Annotated in this window: 26 protein-coding genes; 25 read left to right on the top strand and 1 reads right to left on the bottom strand. The window is 31.4% G+C overall.

What is annotated here, in order from left to right:
* Window positions 1–462, top strand: a 462-nt coding sequence (locus tag CD111_RS09335) for an LPXTG cell wall anchor domain-containing protein (RefSeq protein WP_142380948.1), incomplete at its 5' end; no start/stop codon positions are given.
* Window positions 463–626: 164 nt separating this feature from the next.
* Here CD111_RS09335 and CD111_RS09340 read toward each other — a convergent pair.
* On the bottom strand, window positions 627–1,316 hold the full coding sequence (locus CD111_RS09340; RefSeq protein ID WP_095088009.1) for a queuosine precursor transporter: 690 nt from the start codon (window positions 1,314–1,316) through the stop codon (window positions 627–629).
* Window positions 1,317–1,466: 150 nt separating this feature from the next.
* On the opposite strand from CD111_RS09340, the gene CD111_RS09345 reads away from it, so the two are divergent.
* From CD111_RS09345 to CD111_RS09460, 24 genes are all read left to right on the top strand, one after another.
* Window positions 1,467–1,661, top strand: a complete 195-nt coding sequence (locus CD111_RS09345; protein ID WP_095088010.1) for a zinc-finger domain-containing protein — start codon at window positions 1,467–1,469, stop codon at window positions 1,659–1,661.
* 10 nt (window positions 1,662–1,671) lie between these two features.
* On the top strand, window positions 1,672–2,796 hold the full coding sequence (locus tag CD111_RS09350; RefSeq protein WP_095088011.1) for a conserved virulence factor C family protein: 1,125 nt from the start codon (window positions 1,672–1,674) through the stop codon (window positions 2,794–2,796).
* Between the two features lie 4 nt (window positions 2,797–2,800).
* Complete coding sequence (gene brxA / locus CD111_RS09355; RefSeq protein ID WP_095088012.1) at window positions 2,801–3,238, top strand: bacilliredoxin BrxA; 438 nt, start codon at window positions 2,801–2,803, stop codon at window positions 3,236–3,238.
* The gene (locus CD111_RS09360) at window positions 3,222–4,028 is read left to right on the top strand and encodes a class I SAM-dependent methyltransferase (RefSeq protein ID WP_095088013.1); all 807 of its coding nucleotides are present in this window, start codon (window positions 3,222–3,224) and stop codon (window positions 4,026–4,028) included. The genes brxA and CD111_RS09360 overlap by 17 nt, the downstream gene beginning before the upstream one ends.
* Before the next feature lie 313 nt (window positions 4,029–4,341).
* A complete protein-coding gene (locus tag CD111_RS09365) occupies window positions 4,342–5,295 on the top strand; it encodes a thymidylate synthase (protein WP_095088014.1) in 954 nt (317 codons plus the stop codon).
* 13 nt (window positions 5,296–5,308) lie between these two features.
* Window positions 5,309–5,785: a dihydrofolate reductase gene (locus tag CD111_RS09370; RefSeq protein ID WP_095088015.1), complete on the top strand. Its 477-nt coding sequence runs from the start codon at window positions 5,309–5,311 to the stop codon at window positions 5,783–5,785.
* 1 nt (window position 5,786) lies between these two features.
* Entirely contained in the window at window positions 5,787–6,536 is a 750-nt protein-coding gene (locus tag CD111_RS09375) for a lysophospholipid acyltransferase family protein (protein WP_095088017.1), read from the top strand.
* Complete coding sequence (locus CD111_RS09380) at window positions 6,523–7,365, top strand: DegV family protein (RefSeq protein ID WP_095088018.1); 843 nt, start codon at window positions 6,523–6,525, stop codon at window positions 7,363–7,365. Before CD111_RS09375 ends, CD111_RS09380 begins: the two co-directional genes overlap by 14 nt.
* On the top strand, window positions 7,355–7,921 hold the full coding sequence (locus CD111_RS09385) for a DUF2140 family protein (RefSeq protein WP_095088019.1): 567 nt from the start codon (window positions 7,355–7,357) through the stop codon (window positions 7,919–7,921). Before CD111_RS09380 ends, CD111_RS09385 begins: the two co-directional genes overlap by 11 nt.
* A gap of 23 nt (window positions 7,922–7,944) precedes the next feature.
* Complete coding sequence (gene msrA / locus CD111_RS09390; RefSeq protein WP_095088020.1) at window positions 7,945–8,463, top strand: peptide-methionine (S)-S-oxide reductase MsrA; 519 nt, start codon at window positions 7,945–7,947, stop codon at window positions 8,461–8,463.
* Between the two features lies 1 nt (window position 8,464).
* A complete protein-coding gene (msrB, locus tag CD111_RS09395) occupies window positions 8,465–8,890 on the top strand; it encodes a peptide-methionine (R)-S-oxide reductase MsrB (RefSeq protein WP_095088021.1) in 426 nt (141 codons plus the stop codon).
* A 22-nt stretch (window positions 8,891–8,912) separates the two neighbouring features.
* Window positions 8,913–9,416, top strand: a complete 504-nt coding sequence (locus CD111_RS09400) for a PTS sugar transporter subunit IIA (RefSeq protein WP_095088022.1) — start codon at window positions 8,913–8,915, stop codon at window positions 9,414–9,416.
* Entirely contained in the window at window positions 9,417–9,638 is a 222-nt protein-coding gene (locus tag CD111_RS09405; protein WP_095088024.1) for a YozE family protein, read from the top strand.
* A 95-nt stretch (window positions 9,639–9,733) separates the two neighbouring features.
* Window positions 9,734–11,161 carry a S41 family peptidase gene (locus tag CD111_RS09410; protein ID WP_095088025.1) on the top strand — a complete coding sequence of 476 codons (1,428 nt, stop codon included), beginning with the start codon at window positions 9,734–9,736 and terminating at the stop codon, window positions 11,159–11,161.
* A 5-nt stretch (window positions 11,162–11,166) separates the two neighbouring features.
* A complete protein-coding gene (locus CD111_RS09415) occupies window positions 11,167–11,679 on the top strand; it encodes a GNAT family N-acetyltransferase (protein ID WP_371868750.1) in 513 nt (170 codons plus the stop codon).
* Between the two features lie 15 nt (window positions 11,680–11,694).
* A complete protein-coding gene (locus tag CD111_RS09420) occupies window positions 11,695–12,762 on the top strand; it encodes an undecaprenyldiphospho-muramoylpentapeptide beta-N-acetylglucosaminyltransferase (protein WP_095088027.1) in 1,068 nt (355 codons plus the stop codon).
* 12 nt (window positions 12,763–12,774) lie between these two features.
* The gene (locus tag CD111_RS09425; RefSeq protein WP_095088028.1) at window positions 12,775–13,386 is read left to right on the top strand and encodes a phosphatase PAP2 family protein; all 612 of its coding nucleotides are present in this window, start codon (window positions 12,775–12,777) and stop codon (window positions 13,384–13,386) included.
* Window positions 13,387–13,756: 370 nt separating this feature from the next.
* On the top strand, window positions 13,757–14,431 hold the full coding sequence (locus tag CD111_RS09430; RefSeq protein ID WP_095088029.1) for a response regulator transcription factor: 675 nt from the start codon (window positions 13,757–13,759) through the stop codon (window positions 14,429–14,431).
* Window positions 14,428–15,804 carry a HAMP domain-containing sensor histidine kinase gene (locus tag CD111_RS09435; protein WP_095088030.1) on the top strand — a complete coding sequence of 459 codons (1,377 nt, stop codon included), beginning with the start codon at window positions 14,428–14,430 and terminating at the stop codon, window positions 15,802–15,804. Before CD111_RS09430 ends, CD111_RS09435 begins: the two co-directional genes overlap by 4 nt.
* Window positions 15,805–15,896: 92 nt before the next feature.
* On the top strand, window positions 15,897–18,683 hold the full coding sequence (locus tag CD111_RS09440) for a 2-oxoglutarate dehydrogenase E1 component (RefSeq protein ID WP_095088031.1): 2,787 nt from the start codon (window positions 15,897–15,899) through the stop codon (window positions 18,681–18,683).
* 13 nt (window positions 18,684–18,696) lie between these two features.
* Window positions 18,697–19,956: a 2-oxoglutarate dehydrogenase complex dihydrolipoyllysine-residue succinyltransferase gene (gene odhB, locus CD111_RS09445; protein WP_095088032.1), complete on the top strand. Its 1,260-nt coding sequence runs from the start codon at window positions 18,697–18,699 to the stop codon at window positions 19,954–19,956.
* Between the two features lie 150 nt (window positions 19,957–20,106).
* Entirely contained in the window at window positions 20,107–20,922 is an 816-nt protein-coding gene (locus CD111_RS09450) for a VOC family protein (protein ID WP_095088033.1), read from the top strand.
* Window positions 20,923–20,935: 13 nt separating this feature from the next.
* Complete coding sequence (locus CD111_RS09455) at window positions 20,936–21,139, top strand: DUF6501 family protein (protein ID WP_095088035.1); 204 nt, start codon at window positions 20,936–20,938, stop codon at window positions 21,137–21,139.
* Window positions 21,140–21,235: 96 nt separating this feature from the next.
* On the top strand, window positions 21,236–22,033 hold the full coding sequence (locus CD111_RS09460; RefSeq protein ID WP_095088036.1) for an ATP-binding protein: 798 nt from the start codon (window positions 21,236–21,238) through the stop codon (window positions 22,031–22,033).
* Window positions 22,034–22,041 lie beyond the last annotated feature (8 nt).

Below are 22,041 nucleotides of genomic sequence, written 5' to 3' on the forward strand. Positions count from 1 at the left end.
GATGACCAAGACCCTGATATCGATGGCGATGGTATCAATAATAAAGATGAAGAAGCTGCAGGTACAGATCCAACAAATCCTGATTCTGACGGTAATGGTACACCAGATGGAGATGAAGATGCGGATAATGATGGCATTCCAAATAAAGAAGAGTCTGATTCAAATGGTACAACGGTAACGGATAAAGATAACGATGGTAAACCTGATATCATTACACCAAATAAAGATACTAAAGTTATAAATACTAATAGTAACAATAACACTTCTACTAAAAAGGGAGAGAATAGATCAAATGATGCAAATAGTAATAGACCAACTAGTAAGTCATTAGACAAACAAAGAAAAGAATTACCTAATACAGGTGAAGCTGAGAGCAATACTTCAACTTTATTTGGAATCACAACACTATTCGGTGGTTTAGCGCTATTATTTAGACGTAAAAGATCAGAAGATAATGAATAAATAAAGTATCTCACCATATTTAATGTAATAACTTGAACAAAATTGAGTCATAATAGGCTCGATAAAAGTAAAACCGTAAAATTTCTTTAAACAACAAGGAAATTTTACGGTTTTCTTTTAAATTTTATTTAAATGACTTATCTAATTAAATGTGCAAAGAACCATTAATCATTAATTTTACCATTTCTAAACATTGATTTCGCTATATATCCAAACGGTACGTTTGTAACTGTTGTAAGTAGCTTCAAGAAGTAAGTTGTTAAAAATATTTCAACAATTACATAATTTGGTAAATTACCATAGAAGGCGATTATAACAAAAATTGCAGTGTCTATGATTGAACTTATCGCAGTACTTCCATATGCTCTTACATAGAATGTTTTATCAGACGAGAATGTCTTCTTAATTAATGTAAATAAATAAACATCTAAATGTTGGCCAATAATGTATGCAATAATTGAACCTAATGCAATTCTTGGTACTATACCAAATATTGTATCTAAGGCTTTTTGTGATATGTCTTCTTGTGCTGGAATAAACATTAATGAACATTGCAATAATATTACCATGACAATAACAGATGAAAAACCTAGCCAAACTGCTTTTTTAGCTTGTTTTCTACCATATATATCATTTAAGATATCAGTTGCGAGATATATCGATGCAAACATTACGTTACCTAATGTTGCGCTCACAGAAAACAGCTCAACTGTTTTAATAACTTGTATGTTTGCTATAATAGTACCTATAGCAACCCACACAAACAAACCTGTTTTACCAAAAAATCTGTAAAGTAATAACATTAATATAAATGTTATTACAAATGTTCCAATACCGAGTAATTCATTATACATAACATTGTTCCTCCTAAATTTTGATATGCGGGTGTTTAGAAACCGCGATAATCGAACTTATCAATTATAATGGTCGAAGTTATATTTTGCAATAAGCTTTATGATAAACATTTGTTAGTATGAATGATATAATAACGGTCTAAGTTAGGAGTGACGCTTATTCTAGCTAAAGAAGATAAAATAGCTATTAAACAAATAGATGAATTGATGGAAACCTATTGTAAAAAGTGCTTATTGAAAACGCATTATAGAGAAACAATGGGCAAACATAAAGCTCATCAATATTGTATTTCTGAATGTTCTATCGGTATACGTATTAAGCAAATAGGGAACCAATTGCAATAAGGAGGATATTATGGAAATTGTAAGAGTAGAACCAACACCGAGTCCTAATACAATGAAGATTGTATTAAGCTTTAAGAAGGAAGATCGTAGTTCTCAAACATATACTGAGACGAGCGACAAAAATCCAGAATTTATAAATCGTATTCTTCAATTAGAAGGTATTAAATCTGTCTTTCATGTTATGGACTTTATCGCAGTGGATAAATACCCTAAAGAAGATTGGGATTCATTACTTAAACAAGTAACTACTGCAATATCTGGTACTGATAATCAAGATGGAGCAAATGAAACAACAGTTAACGAACATTTTGGTGAAGTTAAGGCAGAAGTTTTAAAATTTAAAGGCATTCCTTATCAAATTAAATTAACTACTCAAGATGAAGAAAAAAGAAAACAATTACCTGAAATTTATATTGATAGTATGTTAAAAGCTACGAAAGACTCTGATAACGTAGTATTTTTACGTAAATGGGAAAATTTAGGTATTCGTTATGGTGAATTAGATCAAGTGCTAGAAACGGTACAAGAAGAAATTCTCGCTTTATATCCTGAATCAATTTTAAATGAACTCGTTGAAGAAGCATTGACGAAAGACATTACAATACCAGAAAAGAAATTTATTCATGTATCTAAGACTGAATTTGAACAGGAAGAAGATTGGAAAGCTAGATTAAGAATGTTGAATGATTTTCCAACGCCTACAGAGGAAGATTATGAATTGTTAGATTTAGCTCTTAATGATAAGAAACCTCAAATTAGAAGAATGGCGATTGTCTTGCTTGGTATGATAGAAACGAAAGAAACGTTACCTTATTTATATAAAGGTATGAAAGATAAAAGTGTATCAGTTAGACGAACAGCGGGTGATTGTTTAAGTGATTTAGGTTTTAAAGAAGCATTACCAGTCATGATAGAATCACTCGAAGATCCTCAAAAAATTGTAAGATGGCGAGCAGCTATGTTTATATTTGACGAAGGTGACGAAACAGCTCTAGAAGCATTAAAGAAAAGAGAAGATGATCCGGCATTCGATGTTAAACTACAAGTTCAAATGGCAATAGAGCGTATTGAAAATGGAGAAGCAGCGTTAGGTTCTGTATGGAAACAAATGGCAAACAGAAAGAGAGAGGAATAATACTATGAATGCATATGAACAATATATGAAAGAATTAGCACAACCTATGAGAAGTGAATTAACAAATCAAGGATTTGAAAGTTTAGAAACTTCAGAGCAAGTAACTCAATATATGGAAAATATCGGTCCGAATGAAACTGCATTTATTGTTATCAATTCAGTATGTGGTTGCGCTGCAGGACTAGCAAGACCAGCTGCTGTAACTGTGGCATTGCAAAATGATAAAAAACCTACAAGAACTGCGACAGTATTTGCTGGACAAGATAAAGAAGCAACTGAAACAATGAGAGAATATATTGCCCAAGTACCTTCAAGTCCTTCAATGGCAATATTCAAAGGTAAAGAATTAAAATACTTTATGCCACGTGAACATATAGAAGGAAGGGATATCCAAGAAATTTGTATGGATATTAAAGACGCTTTCGATGAATACTGTGACTAAAGTTAGATTAACTACTGCAGTCAAGACAAATGCATCTCTCTACAAACAAGTAGAAGATGCATTTGATATGTTAAAGTCTAATCTTAATATTAAAGATGTATGCATTGTAGAACGTAAAAAACTTACAATTACACAACTTTTTGCAGTTGATCAATCACCAGTCATTGTATTCTTAAGTAATGGGCCTAAATTATACTTTTCGCCTAGAGTACCGATATATTTTCATTTAGATACAACCAAAGTAAAAATCAATATGCAAAAAGAAAACAATCAGCCTATTTTAATCGATATGCTAAATCATATTCAGCATCCACAGCAATCGTTTCATTTTGTTGATGGCACAATGGGATTTGGCAGGGATAGCTATTTAGTGTTAAACAGTTTCCCAAATGTTGTCGTTTATTCAATAGAACAGAATCCACTTATACATTTTGTTATTTCAGAGGGTATGAAACGAGCGTTAACAGAAGATGTATTGAAACGTATTTATTTTATTAATGACGATTATAACCATTGGATAAAACGAAATAGTGAAAAAGTAAACATATTATATTTAGACCACATGTTTGAAGAAACGATGAACCCAGATGATAGAATGGGTGAACTATCTAAACATATAAATTCCAACAAGTGTATGGACCTATCAAATAGTTATGAAACATTAATTTTAAAGGCACATTATAAAAGTCCGTTATTTAAACAATTTAATGTATTTCAATGTATTCGTAAAAGTTCAAAAACACATTATGGATTACGCAGAAATAAAAGAAAAAACTCATCATTAATATGAAAAAGCTTTTTTGAAGCAATAAAAACGCCATTATAAAATGGCGTTTTTATTTTAGAAGCTTTGAATATAAGAAAAATCATTTCTTCTTAATCTTATTCTGTAATACACATACTTATCATGTAACTTAGTAATAAGAAAAATCCTAAGACAGCAAATATTTCATTCATTGAAATTGCCTCCTTTAAAAAGTGTTCTATTTATATTTAACTCCATTATACATATTAATCGTAAAACTTACCATATTATATCAGTAGTAAATTGTGGTTTTTTTCGTTAATATAGATAGAGAATAAATAAGTAAAGAGGTGCACTTATGAATAATTTCGATAAAGCGTATCATGATTTATGTAAAAAAGTCTTGTCTGAAGGTGAAAGTAAAGATGACAGAACAGGGACCGGAACCATATCAATTTTTGGACATCAGATGAGATTTGATTTATCTGAAGCTTTCCCTTTACTCACAACGAAAAAAGTTTCATTCAAGCTCATTGCCACTGAATTAATTTGGTTTATTAAAGGTGATACGAATATTAGATATTTACTACAGTACAAGAATAATATTTGGAATGAATGGGCATTTAAAAAATGGGTCGAAAGCGAAGATTATGAAGGACCAGACATGACGGATTTTGGTCGCCGTTCACTTGTTGATGATAACTTTAATGAACAATATAAAGCGCAACTTGCAATTTTTAAAGATAAAATTTTAAATGACGATGATTTTATGAAGAAATTCGGAGATCTTGGTAACGTTTACGGAAAACAATGGAGAGATTGGAAAGATGTTAACGGACAAAGATTCGATCAACTGCAAACTTTAATAGATAATATTAAACAAAATCCGAACTCAAGAAGACATATCATTTCTGCATGGAATCCTACTGAAATAGATACAATGGCATTACCACCTTGTCACACATTATTTCAGTTTTATGTTAAAGATGGGAAATTAAGTTGTCAGTTATATCAAAGAAGTGCAGATATATTCTTAGGTGTCCCATTTAATATTGCGAGCTATAGTTTATTAACTCATCTTATTGCTAAAGAATGCAATTTAGAGGTTGGCGAATTTGTTCATACATTTGGTGATGCACATATTTATAAAAATCATATAGATGCAATTGAAGAACAACTTTCCAGAGATTCATTTGACCCACCAAAACTAAAAATCAACTCAGACAAATCCTTGTTCGACTTAGAGTATGAAGATTTAGAAATTGAAGGCTATAAATCTCATCCAAGCATCAAGGCGCCTATTGCTGTCTAAAAAGGAGAATCCAATGAAATCAATAATAGTATGTCATGATCAAAACAGAGTAATAGGGTTAGATAACAAAATGCCATGGCATTTACCAAATGACTTAAAAAGACTCAAAGCACTAACAACTGGTAATACAATAGTTATGGGCAGAAAAACATTCGATTCGCTTGGTAAGCCACTACCAAACAGAAGAAACGTAGTCTTAACGTCTAATAAATCTTTTAAACATGAAGGCGTTAATGTCATTCATTCACTTGAAGAAATTGATCAACTTGAAGGTCATGTATTCATATTTGGTGGTCAAGGACTTTATGAACAAATGATGAACCAAGTTGACGATATGTATGTCACTGTTATTGAAGATAAGTTTCAAGGTGACGCATTCTTTCCACCATATACATTTAATGATTGGACAGTTTTATCATCTGAAGTAGGTAAGTTAGATGACAAAAATACGATCCCGCATACGTTTATGCATCTAGAAAGGAAGCAATAATATGTTAAGAACAGCAAGAACAATAAGTTATATACTTGGATACGCAGCAATCGTAACAACACAATTACCTAAAGTAAAAGAGAAAAAGCAACAATTTAGTGATATAAGAATGCAAGACAAAATGGTGCACTTATATGCAGACAGATGGGCAAACAAAATATTAAATTCAGTTGGTGCAAATGTCCATGTATCTGGTAATACAGAAGAATTAAATGAACCTGTACTATATATTTCTAATCATGAAGGGAATTTTGATATACCCGTTATGATTAAACATTTACCACAGCCTTTTGGATTCATCTCCAAAAAAGAAGTTGAACAAATTCCATTCTTAAAAGGTTGGATGGAAGAGATGAATTGCATCTACTTAGATCGTTCAAGTAGACGAGCTAGTTTACAAATGTTCAAAGATGGTATAAATAAATTGAATGAACAACACTCTTTATTAATTTTTCCTGAAGGTAGTCGAAGTAAAGGAAAAGGGGTTCAAGAGTTTAAAGCAGGCTCATTCAAACTTGCTAAATCAGCAAAAGTTAAAATAGTCCCAGTCGCAATTTGTGGTACTTCTAATCTAATGGAAGCACAAAACTCAAAAAAAATGGTTCCTGGTGATGTTTATGTACATATTCACGAACCAATAGAACCCTCAATTTTTGAAGACAAGACGATGCAAGAAGTAAGTCAAATCGTGCAAGAACAAATAAATAATACGGTTCAATCACTAAAGGAGAATTTCAATGGCAAAAATTAAAATCGTTGTAGATTCAACAACAGACTTATCTAAAGAATATCTTGCTAAAAATAATATATCTGTTGTCCCACTCAATATTGTGATAGACGGTGTCACATATGAAGACCAAACAGAAATAAGTTCTACAGATTTTCTTACTAAAATGAAAGAAGCTGATTCATTACCTAAAACTAGTCAACCTGCAATCGGTAAACTTGTTGAGACATATGATGAACTAGGTAAAGATGGTAGTGAAATTATTAGTATTCATATGACCTCAGAGTTATCAGGAACATATAGTGCCGCACAACAAGCAGCTCAAATTACAGAAGCAAATGTTACTGTAATTGATAGTAGGTTTATATCTTTAGCTTATGGTTTCCAAGTTGAAGAGATTGTGAACATGATTAACAAAAATTACACTAGTGAACAAATCGTAGAAGAAATAGAAGTAATGCATTCAAATTTAAGATTGTTTGTCGTAATTGGGAATATGGAAAACTTAGTTAAAGGTGGTAGAATCGGTAAAGCTAAAGGCTTAATCGGCTCATTGATGAACATTAAACCAATTGGAGAAGTAATTAATGGTAAAATTGAAATGTTGCATAATGCAAGAACACAAAATGCAGTCATTAAATTTTTAATGAAAGAATTGGACGCCTTTTTAGAAACGAAAGAAATTATTAAAATTGGTATTGCAGATGCAAATGCTGAACAACTTGTGAATAAATTAATGAACACAATTAAAGATAAGAAAAACATCCAGCACTTTGATACAGCAGTCACAACACCCGTTATTTCAACACATACCGGTGAAGGTGCAATAGGTGTCTTCTATTATGGAAAATAGACATTGGATGAATCATCGCTTTTGGTTTTTTGCATTTATAACGATTATTATATTTATTTTAATAGCGATGGTTTATGTTTATATGTCCGTTTCTGATAGTCAAGGAACACCTCCGAAGAATGCTTATTCCGGAAAAAAAGATTTTACGCTTGCACTCAATAACAATGAACTAGAAACATTTATCAATAAATCACTTGTTGATTATGATATAAAATCAAATGTATCGAGGAATAACTTATCGTTTTATACACGTACAAAAATATTAAGTAAAAAAATCGATATTAAATTGAATACTAAACCCGAGAAACTAAATACAAACACAATAAAATTCAATATCAAATCGATAGATATAGGTAAACTCAATATATCGAATCCTTTTGTGCTTTCTCAAATTAAGAAGTATGGAAATTTTCCTGAATATATTTCAATAAATCCAAAAGATGAATCCATTTACTTATCTCTAAACAAAATAAAAATAGAAAATGTCGAATCAGTTAAAATTCAAAGATTAGATATTTCTGATAAAAAATGGTATTTTGATATTAAGTTAAAGTAAAACCATTTAAGGGAGGTACAACTATGACATATGCAACTTTAGCAGGTGGATGCTTCTGGTGTCTTGTAAAACCATTTAAAGAATATCCTGGTATCATAAATGTAGTATCTGGGTACAGTGGCGGCCATGTTGAGAATCCTACCTATGAAGAAGTCTGTACAAATCAGACTGGTCATGTCGAAGCAGTACAAATTGAGTATGATGAATCAATTACTGATTTTGAATTTATATTAGATGTGTATTTTAAAACATTTGATCCAACTGATAATAAAGGACAATTTTTCGATAGAGGCGAAAGCTATGAACCTGTCATTTTCTATCATGACAATCACCAAAAAGAAATCGCATTAAGTAAGATTAATCAATTAAATGAGCAAGATATTTTTGATAAACCCGTTATTACACCAGTCAAACCTTACAAGAATTTTTATCCAGCAGAGGAGCATCACCAAGATTACTATTTAAAAAACCCTGCGCACTATCAAGGTTATCAACAAGGTTCTGGACGAAAAGCATTCATTGAAAAATACTGGGGGAATTAAAATGTTAAAGAAAAATAAATCAGAATTAAACGAAATGGAATATTTAGTGACTCAACAAAATGGCACTGAACCACCATTTCAAAATGAATATTGGAATCATTATGAAAAAGGTATATATGTTGATAAAATATCAGGTAAGCCACTATTTACTTCTGAAGAGAAGTTTGAATCTAATTGTGGTTGGCCAAGTTTCTCAAAAGCTTTAGATGACGAAGAAGTTATTGAGCTTGTTGATAAGACACATGGTATGATTAGAACAGAAGTAAGATCAGAAGATTCAGATATACATTTAGGTCATGTCTTTAATGATGGCCCTAAAGAAGCTGGTGGATTGAGATATTGTATTAATTCTGCTGCAGTTCAATTTATTCCTTACGAAAAACTTGAAGAGCTTGGATATGCAGATTTAGTACACCATTTTAAATGAAAATAAAGAGGAGACGATTATAATGTTCAAAAAATTATTTGGCGGTAATAAATCTAAAGATACAAACGTAGATATTTATGCACCAATTTCAGGTGAATTTGTCTCAATTGAAGATATTCCTGATCCAGTATTTGCTCAAAAAATGATGGGTGAAGGGTTTGGCATTAAACCAACTGAAGGCGTTGTTGTTGCTCCATTTGATGGCGAAATTGTAAATGTATTCAAACCTTCAAACCATGCTGTAGGCATAAAAGCAGCAAATGGATTAGAAGTGTTAATTCATGTTGGATTAGAAACTGTTCAATTAGGTGGCGAAGGTTTCGAAGCACTTGTGAATACAGGCGATGTAGTAAGTAAAGGTGATGAACTCTTAAAATTCGATATTGAAACGATTGACAAAAAAGTAAAATCAGTAATAAGCCCTGTTATTATTACGAATACAGATGATGCTGAAGATATTCAAATCGAATCACTAAGTACACTTGTTAAAGCTGAAACAAAAGCTATCGAAGTGAAAATGAAATAAATGAAACAGTATTCTTTTTATCAATATGCACTTACAAAACGAAATGAAAATAGTGAAATGGGAAAATTAGCTGAATTAATATTTAGCGATTTATCTTTCCCTAAATTCACAGATGATTATCATACACTTTCTGATTATATGGAAACAGAAGCTATGTTTACTCAACCAATGAGTGTATTTGATGACTTATTTGATTCATATGAAGAATGGTTAAAGTTCTAATTGTTTACACTTTGGTGTTTTGTACGCCAAAGTGTTTTTATTTGAACTCATAAACTGTTAAAATAAATTATATTTGACAAGAAAGTTGTGAGTACATGAAAAAATTTAATAATAAATATCCTAAACAAGTGACAATGCCACTATATAAATTATTACTACTTATATTTGTCACTGTATTATTAACATCAGTAGTAACGTTCGCGTCATACAAATTTGGCTTAAATTTCGGAAACGATCAACAAAAGAGCTTAAATAAGATTGAGGAAGCATATAAACAAATTGATGGTGATTATTATAAAGATGTTGATGACCAAAAACTTACTGAAGGTGCAATTAATGGCATGATTAAATCTTTAGATGATCCATATAGCGAATACATATCTTCCAAAGATACAACATCATACAATGAAGAAATCTCAGGTGATTTTGTTGGTATTGGTGCGGAAATGGAAGTACATGACAAATACGTACGTATTACAAGTCCTATGAAAGATTCTCCAGCTGAAAAAGCTGGTATCCAGCCATTAGACGTTATTACGAAGGTAGACAACGAATCAATCAAAGATAAATCTTTAAAAGAAATAGTCAATAAAGTACGTGGAAAAAAAGGAACTACAGTAAAACTGACGATTAAAAGAGACAATAGAGAACCATTTGATGTCAAAATTAAACGTGATAAAATTCATTTGACTAGTGTAAACTATAGTAAGAAAGAAGATACGGCAGTCATTTCAATTAGTAAGTTCCAAGGTAAAACAACAGATGAACTAGAAGATGCTTTGAAAAAAGCAAAAAAAGATCAAGTTAACCACGTTGTACTTGATTTAAGAAATAACCCTGGTGGTTTATTAGACGAAGTTGTTTCTAGTGTAAACTTGTTTGTCGATAAAAATAAACCTGTTATATACTTGGAAACTAAGGGTGATAAACCTCAAGCAGTTGAAACAGAACACAAAAAAATGCCTGGACTAGATAAAATGAACTTCTCTGTTCTTGTAAATAAAGGTTCCGCTAGTGCTTCAGAGATATTTGCTGGTGCGTTACAAGATTATAAAATAGCTGACGTATTAGGTACAACTACTTTCGGTAAAGGTATTGGCCAAGTTCATAAAGAATTTAAAGATTCAAGTATTCTAAAATATACTAATATGAGATGGTTAACACCTAATAAATCTTATATTCACAAAAAAGGCATAAAACCAAACAAAGAAATCAAAGCACCTGAGTATGAAGAAATAGAAATAATTAACCCTCATAAAACTTACCAACTTAATGATAAATCTAAAGAAATCAAATCAATAAAGATTGGTCTTAAGGCCCTAGGGTATAATATAAATAACAAAAACGAATCATTTGATCAAAATCTTGAAACAGCCGTTAAATCATTCCAAACTGATAACAAGCTACAATCAAATGGCATATTTACCGATAAGACAACGAAGAAATTCATAGACTTATTACGCAAAAAAATTCAAAAAGAAGATTTACAACTAGATCATGCAATTAAATATGTTCATCAATAATGGAGGTGTATATTTTGAGAAAAGCAACACGAGATGATATTCATCATATAAATAGACTGACAACATTAGCTAAAAATATTATGCAACAAGATGAAAACCCTCAATGGGATGATAGATATCCAGTTGAAAAAGATTTCTATCAAGATATTGATCATGGTGATTTATACTTATATGAAGAAGATGAGCAAATAGTAGGATATGTATGCATTAATCAATCACAAGCTGATTGGTACAAAAACTTTAATTGGCCAGTATCGATTCAAGAAGCATATGTTATTCACAGAATGGCAACGGATCCTAAATTTAAAGGTGTTGCACAAAAACTAATGCAATTTGCAATCAATTTAGCTAAAGAACACAATGCAAACGTTATTCTTACTGATACATTCTCTTTAAATAAACGTGCTCAAAAACTATTTCAGAAATTTGATTTTAAATATATTGGGGAATATGAAACAGATGAATTTCCATTCGATAAGAATGCACCATTTTACGCATATTATAAAATATTAGATTAAGAGGAGTTTCAAATAATGAAGAAAATCGCATTTACTGGTGGCGGTACAATTGGACACGTCGCTGTAAACTTAGCACTCATTCCTGAGGCAGAAAAACGAAATATAGAAACGATTTATATTGGTTCAAAAAATGGAATTGAAAGAGAAATGATAGAAAGTTCGGCTACTAATACGCAATATATACCAATTTCAAGCGGAAAACTTCGTCGTTATTTATCTTTTGACAATTTGAAAGATATTTTCAAAGTAATTAAGGGTATTTTTGATGCTAGAAAAGCACTTAAAAAAGAAAAACCTGATTTTGTATTTTCTAAAGGTGGGTTCGTTAGTGTCCCTGTTATCATTGCAGCTAAATCTTTAAAAATACCATCTATCATACACGAATCAGATGTTACACCAGGATTAGCAAACAAGATTGCTATGAAATTCTCAAACAAACTTTATACGACGTTTGAAGAAACTTTAAAATACGTACCTAAAGAAAAATCAGATTTTATTGGTGCAATTATACGTGAAGATTTAAGAGACGGTAGTAAAGAAGAAGGTTATAAACTCACTGGATTTAACAGTGAATTACCAGTGCTTTTAATAATGGGTGGTAGTTTAGGTTCAAAAGTCATCAACAAAACAATTCATGATAATTTAGATTATTTAACTAAAAAATATCAAATTATTCATTTAACTGGTAAAGGTAACGTAGATCCTAACATTAATAAAGAAGGATATGTACAGTATGAATTTGTATCAAAAGAACTTATGCATTTTTATGCTATAACTGATACGGTTATAAGTAGGGCAGGTGCAAATGCTATTTATGAATTTGCGACATTACAAATTCCAATGTTACTAATTCCATTAGGCCTTGACCAATCACGAGGTGACCAAATCGATAATGCGAAAATTTTCGAAGGTAAAGGATTCGCAAAAGTTCTACAAGAAAAAGAAGTCAATCAATCCAATTTAGTTAGAAATCTAGATCAGCTTGAAAATGAGAGAGAAACGATAATCAAAAAAATGTCTCAATTTAAAGAAAGTTATACGAAAGAAACATTATTCAACAAAATTGAATCAGACATAAAGTAAAGGGGATTTTAAATGAGCCAAGCAAATCGTACACTTTTAATTCTTATATTTAGTCTTATTTTTGGTGTAATAGCATTTTTCCATGAATCCCGAATCGGGAAATGGATTGATAATGAGGTATATAATTTTATTTATTCAGCAGAGAGCTTTATTACAACTTCAATTATGCTTGGGTTCACAAAATTTGGAGAAGTATGGGCAATGATTGCCTTATCACTTATAACGATTTGTTATTTAAAATTAAAAAAATATAACATCGAAACATTATTTTTTGCGTTAACTATGATTTTATCTGGAACATTAAATCCTTTACTTAAAAATATCTTTGACCGTGAAAGACCAACATTATTACGTTTAATTGATATTTCAGGCTTTAGTTTCCCGAGTGGGCATGCGATGGGATCAACCGCATTTTTCGGTTCAATCATCTATATTCTTTACAGAGTTTCTAATAAGACAATGAGACCATATTTAATGGGTATTTGTGTTTTATTTATAATCATGATATCTACTTCAAGAGTGTATCTAGGTGTACATTATCCGACAGATATTATTGCTGGAATAATTGGCGGTATAATATGTATTCTATTAACACAAAGTATGTTGAAAAATAAATTAACTTAACACAAAAAAGACCTCCGTGACTTGGACAGAATCACGGAGGTCTTTTTCTTCTATGGGCATAAAAGGGGGTTATAGAAAATGTTCAATCTATATACTTAGAGGGGGAACTCTTATATTTGATTGATAATCATTTTCAATTACTATTATAACCAACTGAGAATGAATGTCAATTAGTTATTTAAAGTTTTACTATTTTAAATGATAAAATAGTAATGCTCATATATAATGTAGATTATATATAGGAAAATGTTATCTATGATTAGAGGGGGTACTCTTTCATTGATAATCATTTTCAATTATAATTATATCTAAATGAGAATGAATGTCAATTAAAAAGATAAAAATATTTTAAGAAATTTGAGGTGTCAGCATGAAAAATATACTCATCATAGAAGACGAACAAAATTTAGCACGATTTATAGAATTAGAATTAAAACATGAAGACTACGAAGTTGATATATGCAACGATGGGGAAAGTGGATTAAATTTAGCGCTTGAAAAAACTTATGACTGTATACTATTAGATTTGATGTTACCTAAAATGAACGGACTTGAAGTCTGTCGTAGAGTAAGGCGTGAGAAAGATACACCTATTATCATGATTACAGCAAAAGGCGATACGTATGATAAGGTGATTGGACTTGATTATGGTGCTGATGATTATATCGTGAAGCCTTTTGATATTGAAGAACTGCTAGCAAGAATTAGAGTTATCATTAGAAGAAATGTAACGACTGCACCATCTCATAGCACTATAAAGGTGAACGATATCACGATCGATAAAAATGCATTTTCAGTAAAGATTGATGATGAAACAGTTGATTTAACTAAAACTGAATATGAATTATTGTTGCTCTTAGCAGAAAACCAAAATTTTGTACTTCAACGTGAACAAATACTCAATCATGTTTGGGGATATGAATCCGAAGTTGAAACCAATGTTGTCGATGTATATATTAGATATTTAAGAAATAAGCTCAAGCCATTTAAGAAAGAAAATATAATCGAAACCGTGCGCGGAGTTGGGTATGTGATAAGATCATGAAACAACAATCATTAAAAACGAAATGGATGATGCTTACAACGACCATTACATTTATTATATTCGCTTTATTTAGCATGTTTATCATTTATTTCATCAGTCTTTATTTAAAAGACCAAGAAACTAAAGTAGCTACTAGAAGTGCATATGACACTATCAATTTGCTAGAATCTAAGACACTTGGTCAAATCACTTCGACAGATATTAACGCTTCTATAAATGATAATCAAAAAATCATATTATATGATAAATTCGGAAAACAAATCTATGAAGATTCACATAACGATCATTTAGATCACACGCCAAACATTAAAGGTGTGAACAAACTAAAAGTGTATGAAACAAAGGTACATAACAAAACTTATCTAGTTGTCCTTAGTCCAATAAATACAAGTTATTTTAAAGGGTATGAAGCTATCGTTCATCCTTTAGATAGTTATGAAGCTATTATTAAATTTATGATTATTTTAGCAACTTTATTTGGTCTTACTGCGTTATTTTTAATAGCATTAATTAGTTATATCTTCTCTTCTCAAATCACGAAACCAATTACAATCTTATCTGACAAAATGAAACAAATTAGAAGAGATGGTTTTCAAGAAAAACTTGTAGCAACAACAAATTACGAAGAAACTGATGATATGATTCAAACATTTAATAATATGATGGAACAATTGGAAATTTCATTTGAACAACAAAAGCAATTTGTTGAAGATGCATCACATGAGCTACGAACACCGTTACAAATTATTCAAGGACACCTTAATCTCATACAGAGATGGGGTAAGAATAACCCGGAAGTATTAGAAGAATCATTAGATATTTCAATAGAAGAGATGGATAGAATTACGAAATTAGTCGAAGAATTATTATTATTGTCTAAAGACGCACGAACAAGTACAGGTGATGATATTGATATAGTAGACATAAATTATGAAATCCAGTCTAGAATCAAATCATTGAAAAAACTACACCCTGACTACACATTTGATTTTAATTCAAATTACAATGCGATAAGAATGAATATTAATAGATTTCATTTTGAACAAATGTTATTGATTTTCATAGATAACGCGATGAAATATGACACTAAAAATAAAAACATTACAATTAACACGAATTTGAAAAATCGAAACATCACACTTGATATAATAGATCACGGAATGGGTATACCTAAAAAAGACCTTGAATTTATATTTGATCGATTTTATAGAGTTGATAAATCACGGTCTAGAAAAGAAGGCGGTAACGGTCTTGGACTATCCATTGCCAAGAAACTAGTCAATTCATATGACGGTACTGTAAAGGTAGATAGCATTGAGAATGAATACACTAAAATTTCAGTTGTATTTAAAGAATCATTTATCAATAAATAAGATGTATTTATAATATTTTTGCCTTTAATTCACTACTGTTAAGTGCTAAAATGGAAATGTAAACGGTTTATAACTTTCTTGGAGGGTGGAACATGAAGAATGATAATCATGTCGAAGCACCTGTAAGATTTGGAACGAACTTGGGGTTAATGTTAGAAATGTATGATACTTACGTTAATGATCCAGATTCAGTACCAGAAGACTTACAAGTGTTATTCGATGAATTAACAAGTAACAACACAGGCACTGGACAAGCATCGGGTACGGGGGTAGATAATTCTAGTGTTAAGCGTGTAATGCGACTTATAGATAATATTAGACAATATGGACATTTAACTGCTGATATTTATCCTGTATACCGTCCTGAAAGAAAAAATGTCCCAAAACTAACACATCAAGACTTTGGACTTTCTAAGGAGACATTAGAAAAACTTCCTGCAGGACTCGTTTCAGAACACTTTGATGGTGAATTTAAAAATGCATATGAAGCAATAGAATATATGACTTCATGTTACCAAGGACCTATAGCATTTGAGTATACACATATCAACAACAATGAAGAACGTGTATGGTTAAAGAGATATATAGAGTCTACAAAAACAATCGAATTTACTAATGAAGACAAAATTGAACTATTAAAAAGTTTAGCCGAAGTAGAAGGCTTTGAAAAATATATTCATAAAAACTTTGTTGGTGCAAAACGTTTTTCTATAGAGGGCGTAGATACTTTAGTACCTATGTTACAACATGTACTTAAACGAACTAACAATGCCAACATACCTAATATACAAATCGGTATGGCTCATAGAGGAAGACTAAATGTATTAACTCACGTTTTAGAGAAACCTTATGAAATGATGATTTCTGAATTTATGCACAAAAATCCATTAATTTTCTTACCTAAAGATGGTTCTTTAGAAATCACTGCAGGTTGGACTGGAGATGTTAAGTATCACCTCGGTGGTACTAAAACAACTAGTAAATATGGAATTGAACAAACCATTACATTAGCTAATAATCCAAGTCACCTTGAAATTGTATCTCCAGTTGTACTTGGAAAAACACGTGCTAATCAAGATACAACAATCGATGTCGGTAGACCATCACAAGATGTGAACAAATCACTAGCTGTACTCATTCATGGTGATGCCGCATTCCCTGGTCAAGGTATTAATTTCGAATCAATGAACTTAAGTAATCTTGATGGTTATACAACTGGTGGTTCTTTACACATCATTACGAATAATAGAATCGGTTTCACGACTGAAGCAACAGATGGCCGTTCAACAACTTATTCAACAGATGTCGCAAAAGGTTATGACCTTCCTATTATTCATGTTAATGCAGATGATGTTGAAGCAACGGTTAAAGCAATCGAAATGGCAATGGACTTTAGAGAAAAGTTTAATAAAGATTTCGTAATTGATTTAGTTGGTTATAGACGTTATGGACACAACGAAATGGACGAACCATCTATTACTAACCCTATGATGTATAAAGCTATTAAAGAACATCCATCGATTGAAATTAAATATGGTCAAGAATTAGTAAATCAAAATATTATTTCTAAAGATGAAATGAATGAGATTTTTGAAAGTGTAACGAAAAGATTACGTAGTGCACACGATAAAATTGATAAAGACGCACAAATGGATAATCCTGAAATGGCATTGCCTGATAAGATTAACGAAGGCCAAGATTATAAAATTAAAAATATGTCATATGAAGATTTAAAATCTATTAACGACGCTATGTTTGATTATCCTGAAGATTTTACTGTATTCAAGAAATTAAGCAAAGTATTAGATAGACGTCGTGAACCATTTGAAAAGGATGGACTTGTAGATTGGGCGCACGCTGAACAATTAGCATTTGCTACTATTTTACAAGACGGTACACCAATCCGTTTAACTGGACAAGATTCAGAGCGTGGTACTTTTGCACAAAGACACGCGGTATTACATGACGAAAATGATGGTAAGTTATTTATACCACTTCATCATGTACCTGAAAGTAAAGCTTCATTCGATATTCATAACTCACCATTATCTGAAGCAGCGGTTGTTGGTTTTGAATATGGATACAATGTAGATCATCCAGAATCGTTTAATATTTGGGAAGCACAATATGGTGACTTCGCAAATATGGCACAGATGATTTTCGATAACTTTATGGCAAACAGTAATGCTAAGTGGGGCGAAAAGAGTGGACTTGCTTTATTCTTACCACATAGTAATGAAGGCCAAGGACCTGAACATTCATCAGCAAGGTTGGAGAGATTTTTACAATTAGCTGGCGAAAATAATATGACGATAGCTAATTTAACAAGCTCATCAAATTATTATCATTTATTAAGAAGACATGCTAAATATTTAAATACTGAAAAAATGAGACCACTCGTTTTAATGTCTCCAAAAAGTTTATTAAGAAACAAAATAGTTTCTAGACCTGTTGAAGAGTTTACTGAAGGTCAATTCGAACCAATATTGGTAGAACCGAATAAGAAAACTAAAGTTAAGAAAGTTCTTATCGCAACTGGAAAAATGTTTATCGACTTAAAAACAGAATTGCAGAAAAATCCAAATGACGAAATTTGCTTAATAGCTTTAGAACAGCTTTATCCATTCCCTAAAGAAGAAATTAAAAATGTTCTATCAGAATTTAGAAATTTAGAAAAAGTTAGTTGGGTTCAAGAAGAAGCGAAAAACCAAGGAGCATGGACTTTTGTAAGTTTACAATTACAAAGCATCCTTGAAAACAAGAAAGTAGAATTAGATTATCATGGCCGAAAAGTACGTTCTTCAACTGCAGAAGGTGACGGCGAAATCTACAAAATTCTACAAAGCAAAGTTATTGAAGAAGCGTTAAACCACAAATAGGGGGAAATTTAAAATGTCAGAGGTAAAAGTACCAGAATTAGCAGAATCTATTACAGAAGGAACAATCTCAGAATGGCTTAAAGCTGTTGGAGATCAAGTTGAAAAGGGCGAAAATATCGTTGAACTTGAAACTGACAAAGTCAATGTAGAAGTCATTTCTGAATCTGCAGGTGTTCTAACTGAAATTAAAGCTGAAGAAGGCGATACTGTAGAAGTTGGTTCAGTCATTGCAATTGTTTCAGAAGATGGAGAAGCAACACCAGCAAATAACGAAGGTTCAAAATCTAATGAAAGCAAAGAAGATAAGCAAGTTGAACCGCCTAAGGAAGATGCTGCTAAAGAAGTAGCAGTTTCAAATGATAATTCCTCATCAAATGAGAGAATTCAAGCGACGCCTTCAGCACGTAAATTAGCTCGCGAAAAAGGAATTGACTTATCTAAAGTTAAAACACAAGCAGGTGATGTGATTAGACCTGAAGATGTTGAATCAGCTGCAAAACCAGCTACTCAATCTAAGCCAGCATCACAAAACAAGCCAGCTCAATCAAATGCTGACATTAACCCTTCAAAACCTGTTATACGTGAAAAATTGTCTCGTAGACGTCAAACAATTGCTAAGAAATTATTAGAAGTATCTAATAATACAGCAATGCTAACTACATTTAATGAAGTTGATATGACTAATGTTATGGAACTTCGTAAACGTAAAAAAGACAAATTCCAAGAAGATCATAATGGAACACGTCTAGGATTTATGTCATTCTTCACAAAAGCTGCTGTAGCTGCATTGAAGAAATATCCAGATGTAAATGCTGAAATAGATGGTACTGACTTATTACTAAAACAATTTTATGATATTGGTATTGCCGTTTCTACAGAAGAAGGCCTTGTCGTTCCAATCGTTAAAGATTGTGATAAAAAGAACTTCGCTGAAATAGAACAAAATATTTATGACTTAGCTGTAAAAGCGAAAGACAAAAAATTAGGTTTAGATGATATGATGGGCGGTTCATTCACTATTACAAATGGTGGTGTATTTGGATCACTTATGTCAACGCCTATAATTAATGGTACTCAAGCTGCAATTCTTGGTATGCATTCAATCGTAACAAGACCAGTCGCAATCGATAAGGAACGCATGGAAAATAGACCAATGATGTATATCGCATTAAGTTATGACCACAGAATCATCGATGGTAAACAGGCAGTAGGATTCTTAAAAACAATTAAAGACTTAATTGAAAATCCAGAAGACCTATTATTAGAAAGCTAAATTAAATATGTAATTGAGAGCCTAGGACATAAATTTATAGTCCTAGGCTCATTTTTATTTATATATAAACACATTTTCAAATTGATTGATTTGTCATAATTAATATTTGTTTGGTATAATTTACTAGACTAATAAATAGGGGCGATATTCATGATTGGACTAAGAAGTGTAACTTTATGGACGCATGATTTACAAGAAACCGAATTGTTTTTTAAAGATATACTGGGTTTGAATACATTATTAAATAAAGATACGAATATCTTGCATATTGGCGATGCTCATTTAGCGCCAGGTACGCGTGTAATCTTTAAGAAATATTTAGGCGAATCTACTAATTTAGAATCTCATTTTTATGGCGTAGCATTACGTGTTCCAACTGACTTAGCTTTATATGAATATAAAGAACAATTTGATAAACATAATGTGAAATATGAATCTGTTCATCAATTGAATGGAAAACATTTGTTTAAGTTTTATGATAATAATGGCCATGCATTCTTCTTAATTTCAGATGAATTAAACGTAGGCATACCACTTGGAACTGCTAATGATGCCGGCCCAATTAGTCCTATACATCAAGTCCAAGGTATCGGACCAGTCATGATTAAATCACCAGAAACACCAGTAACTGGTGGCTTATTAAAAAATATTTTTAATTTGCAAATGCTAGCTGAGTACAAGACAATAGAAGATGAAGCAGCTTTAGTATTCAAGATTGGCTCAGGAGGCAATGGAGGAGAGTTACATTTAATTGATTCACCTCAAGCTATTGAGTCCTTAGATACACCAATTGAAAGAGTAGCAATTTCAATTGATCAAGTTGATCATTTCGAGGCAATTGTTAATCAATTAAAAGAATTAGAACTTGAGCATCAAATTATTCAACATGAAGAAGGATTAATATCTTTATATGTGCGGGATATTACAGGTATCATTATTACAATTACATTAGATACAACGAATTAAAGGAGCGTTTTATATGTTACATGAAACATGGAAAGAAAATCACGTCTTGAAACAAGTAGAAGTTACACATACCAATGCAGATAAGTTTAAAGTATCAGATATGCTTACAGTTGGTAAAGTATACGATGTCGTAAATGAAACTGAAGAATATTATCAAATTATAGATAACTCTGGTTTAGTCGGCGGATACTACAAAACTTACTTTAAAGAAGTATAATTGACTACAAATATTAAACACTAGAGAAAAGCTCTATAGCCAATATAGATCTTTTCTCTTTTTAGGTTTATTACGAGAGAATTAAAGGAGATTAATATGTCACAGCTAAAAAAATATATTAACAATGATGAAACAGTTTATAATGATGCACTTACTATGATTAAATTGAAGAAAAATATTTTATTAAAAGGACCAACTGGATCTGGTAAGACGAAATTAGCTGAAACAGTAGCAAATGATTTAAATAAACCAATGTATTCTGTTAACTGTTCAGTTGATTTAGATGCTGAAAGCTTACTAGGATTTAAAACAATCGAAACAAATGAAAAGGGACATCAAGAAATTGTATTTATAGATGGTCCTGTATTGAAAGCGATGAAAAATGGAGATTTATTATATATAGATGAAATTAATATGGCCAAACCTGAAACGTTACCAATACTCAACGGTGTCCTTGACTATAGAAGAGCATTAACAAATCCTTTTACAGGTGAAGTGGTACAAGCGAAAGAAGGGTTTTCTGTCATTGCAGCAATTAATGTTGGTTATATCGGTACTTTACCAATGAATGAAGCATTAAAAAATAGATTCGTTGTTTTAGATGTTGATTATATAGATGGACATACACTTAAGACAATAATAAAAGAGCAAAGTCAATTAACCGATAATGAAATCATAGATTCAATCGTCCAGTTTAGTAAAGATTTACGCATCATGTCGAGCCAAGGCCAAATTTCAGAAGAGGCAGCAAGTATTAGAGCTTTGTTAGATTTAGCAGATTTAGCTACAGTTATTCCAATAAGAAGAGCAATTAAACGTGCAATTATAGATAAAATTGATGATGAACGCGAACAACAAGCCATACAAAATGCGATTGAATTAATATTTGAGTGAGGAGTATA

Origin of the sequence: Mammaliicoccus stepanovicii (assembly GCF_002902525.1) — a bacterium.
In the GTDB taxonomy this organism is placed as follows: Bacteria; Bacillota; Bacilli; order Staphylococcales; family Staphylococcaceae; genus Mammaliicoccus; species Mammaliicoccus stepanovicii.

Bases quoted from the DNA above. Each gene is read 5' to 3' on its own strand.
- CD111_RS09405 (WP_095088024.1), top strand. From the start codon at position 9,417: ATGAAACAGTATTCTTTTTATCAATATGCACTTACAAAACGAAATGAA.
- CD111_RS09455 (WP_095088035.1), top strand. From the start codon at position 20,936: ATGTTACATGAAACATGGAAAGAAAATCACGTCTTGAAACAAGTAGAA.
- msrB (WP_095088021.1), top strand. From the start codon at position 8,465: ATGTTAAAGAAAAATAAATCAGAATTAAACGAAATGGAATATTTAGTG.
- CD111_RS09375 (WP_095088017.1), top strand. From the start codon at position 5,787: ATGTTAAGAACAGCAAGAACAATAAGTTATATACTTGGATACGCAGCA.
- CD111_RS09360 (WP_095088013.1), top strand. From the start codon at position 3,222: ATGAATACTGTGACTAAAGTTAGATTAACTACTGCAGTCAAGACAAAT.
- CD111_RS09430 (WP_095088029.1), top strand. From the start codon at position 13,757: ATGAAAAATATACTCATCATAGAAGACGAACAAAATTTAGCACGATTT.
- CD111_RS09350 (WP_095088011.1), top strand. From the start codon at position 1,672: ATGGAAATTGTAAGAGTAGAACCAACACCGAGTCCTAATACAATGAAG.
- CD111_RS09460 (WP_095088036.1), top strand. From the start codon at position 21,236: ATGTCACAGCTAAAAAAATATATTAACAATGATGAAACAGTTTATAAT.
- CD111_RS09420 (WP_095088027.1), top strand. From the start codon at position 11,695: ATGAAGAAAATCGCATTTACTGGTGGCGGTACAATTGGACACGTCGCT.
- brxA (WP_095088012.1), top strand. From the start codon at position 2,801: ATGAATGCATATGAACAATATATGAAAGAATTAGCACAACCTATGAGA.
- CD111_RS09370 (WP_095088015.1), top strand. From the start codon at position 5,309: ATGAAATCAATAATAGTATGTCATGATCAAAACAGAGTAATAGGGTTA.
- CD111_RS09400 (WP_095088022.1), top strand. From the start codon at position 8,913: ATGTTCAAAAAATTATTTGGCGGTAATAAATCTAAAGATACAAACGTA.
- odhB (WP_095088032.1), top strand. From the start codon at position 18,697: ATGTCAGAGGTAAAAGTACCAGAATTAGCAGAATCTATTACAGAAGGA.
- msrA (WP_095088020.1), top strand. From the start codon at position 7,945: ATGACATATGCAACTTTAGCAGGTGGATGCTTCTGGTGTCTTGTAAAA.
- CD111_RS09340 (WP_095088009.1), bottom strand. From the start codon at position 1,316: ATGTATAATGAATTACTCGGTATTGGAACATTTGTAATAACATTTATA.
- CD111_RS09440 (WP_095088031.1), top strand. From the start codon at position 15,897: ATGAAGAATGATAATCATGTCGAAGCACCTGTAAGATTTGGAACGAAC.
- CD111_RS09425 (WP_095088028.1), top strand. From the start codon at position 12,775: ATGAGCCAAGCAAATCGTACACTTTTAATTCTTATATTTAGTCTTATT.
- CD111_RS09435 (WP_095088030.1), top strand. From the start codon at position 14,428: ATGAAACAACAATCATTAAAAACGAAATGGATGATGCTTACAACGACC.
- CD111_RS09410 (WP_095088025.1), top strand. From the start codon at position 9,734: ATGAAAAAATTTAATAATAAATATCCTAAACAAGTGACAATGCCACTA.
- CD111_RS09450 (WP_095088033.1), top strand. From the start codon at position 20,107: ATGATTGGACTAAGAAGTGTAACTTTATGGACGCATGATTTACAAGAA.
- CD111_RS09365 (WP_095088014.1), top strand. From the start codon at position 4,342: ATGAATAATTTCGATAAAGCGTATCATGATTTATGTAAAAAAGTCTTG.
- CD111_RS09380 (WP_095088018.1), top strand. From the start codon at position 6,523: ATGGCAAAAATTAAAATCGTTGTAGATTCAACAACAGACTTATCTAAA.
- CD111_RS09385 (WP_095088019.1), top strand. From the start codon at position 7,355: ATGGAAAATAGACATTGGATGAATCATCGCTTTTGGTTTTTTGCATTT.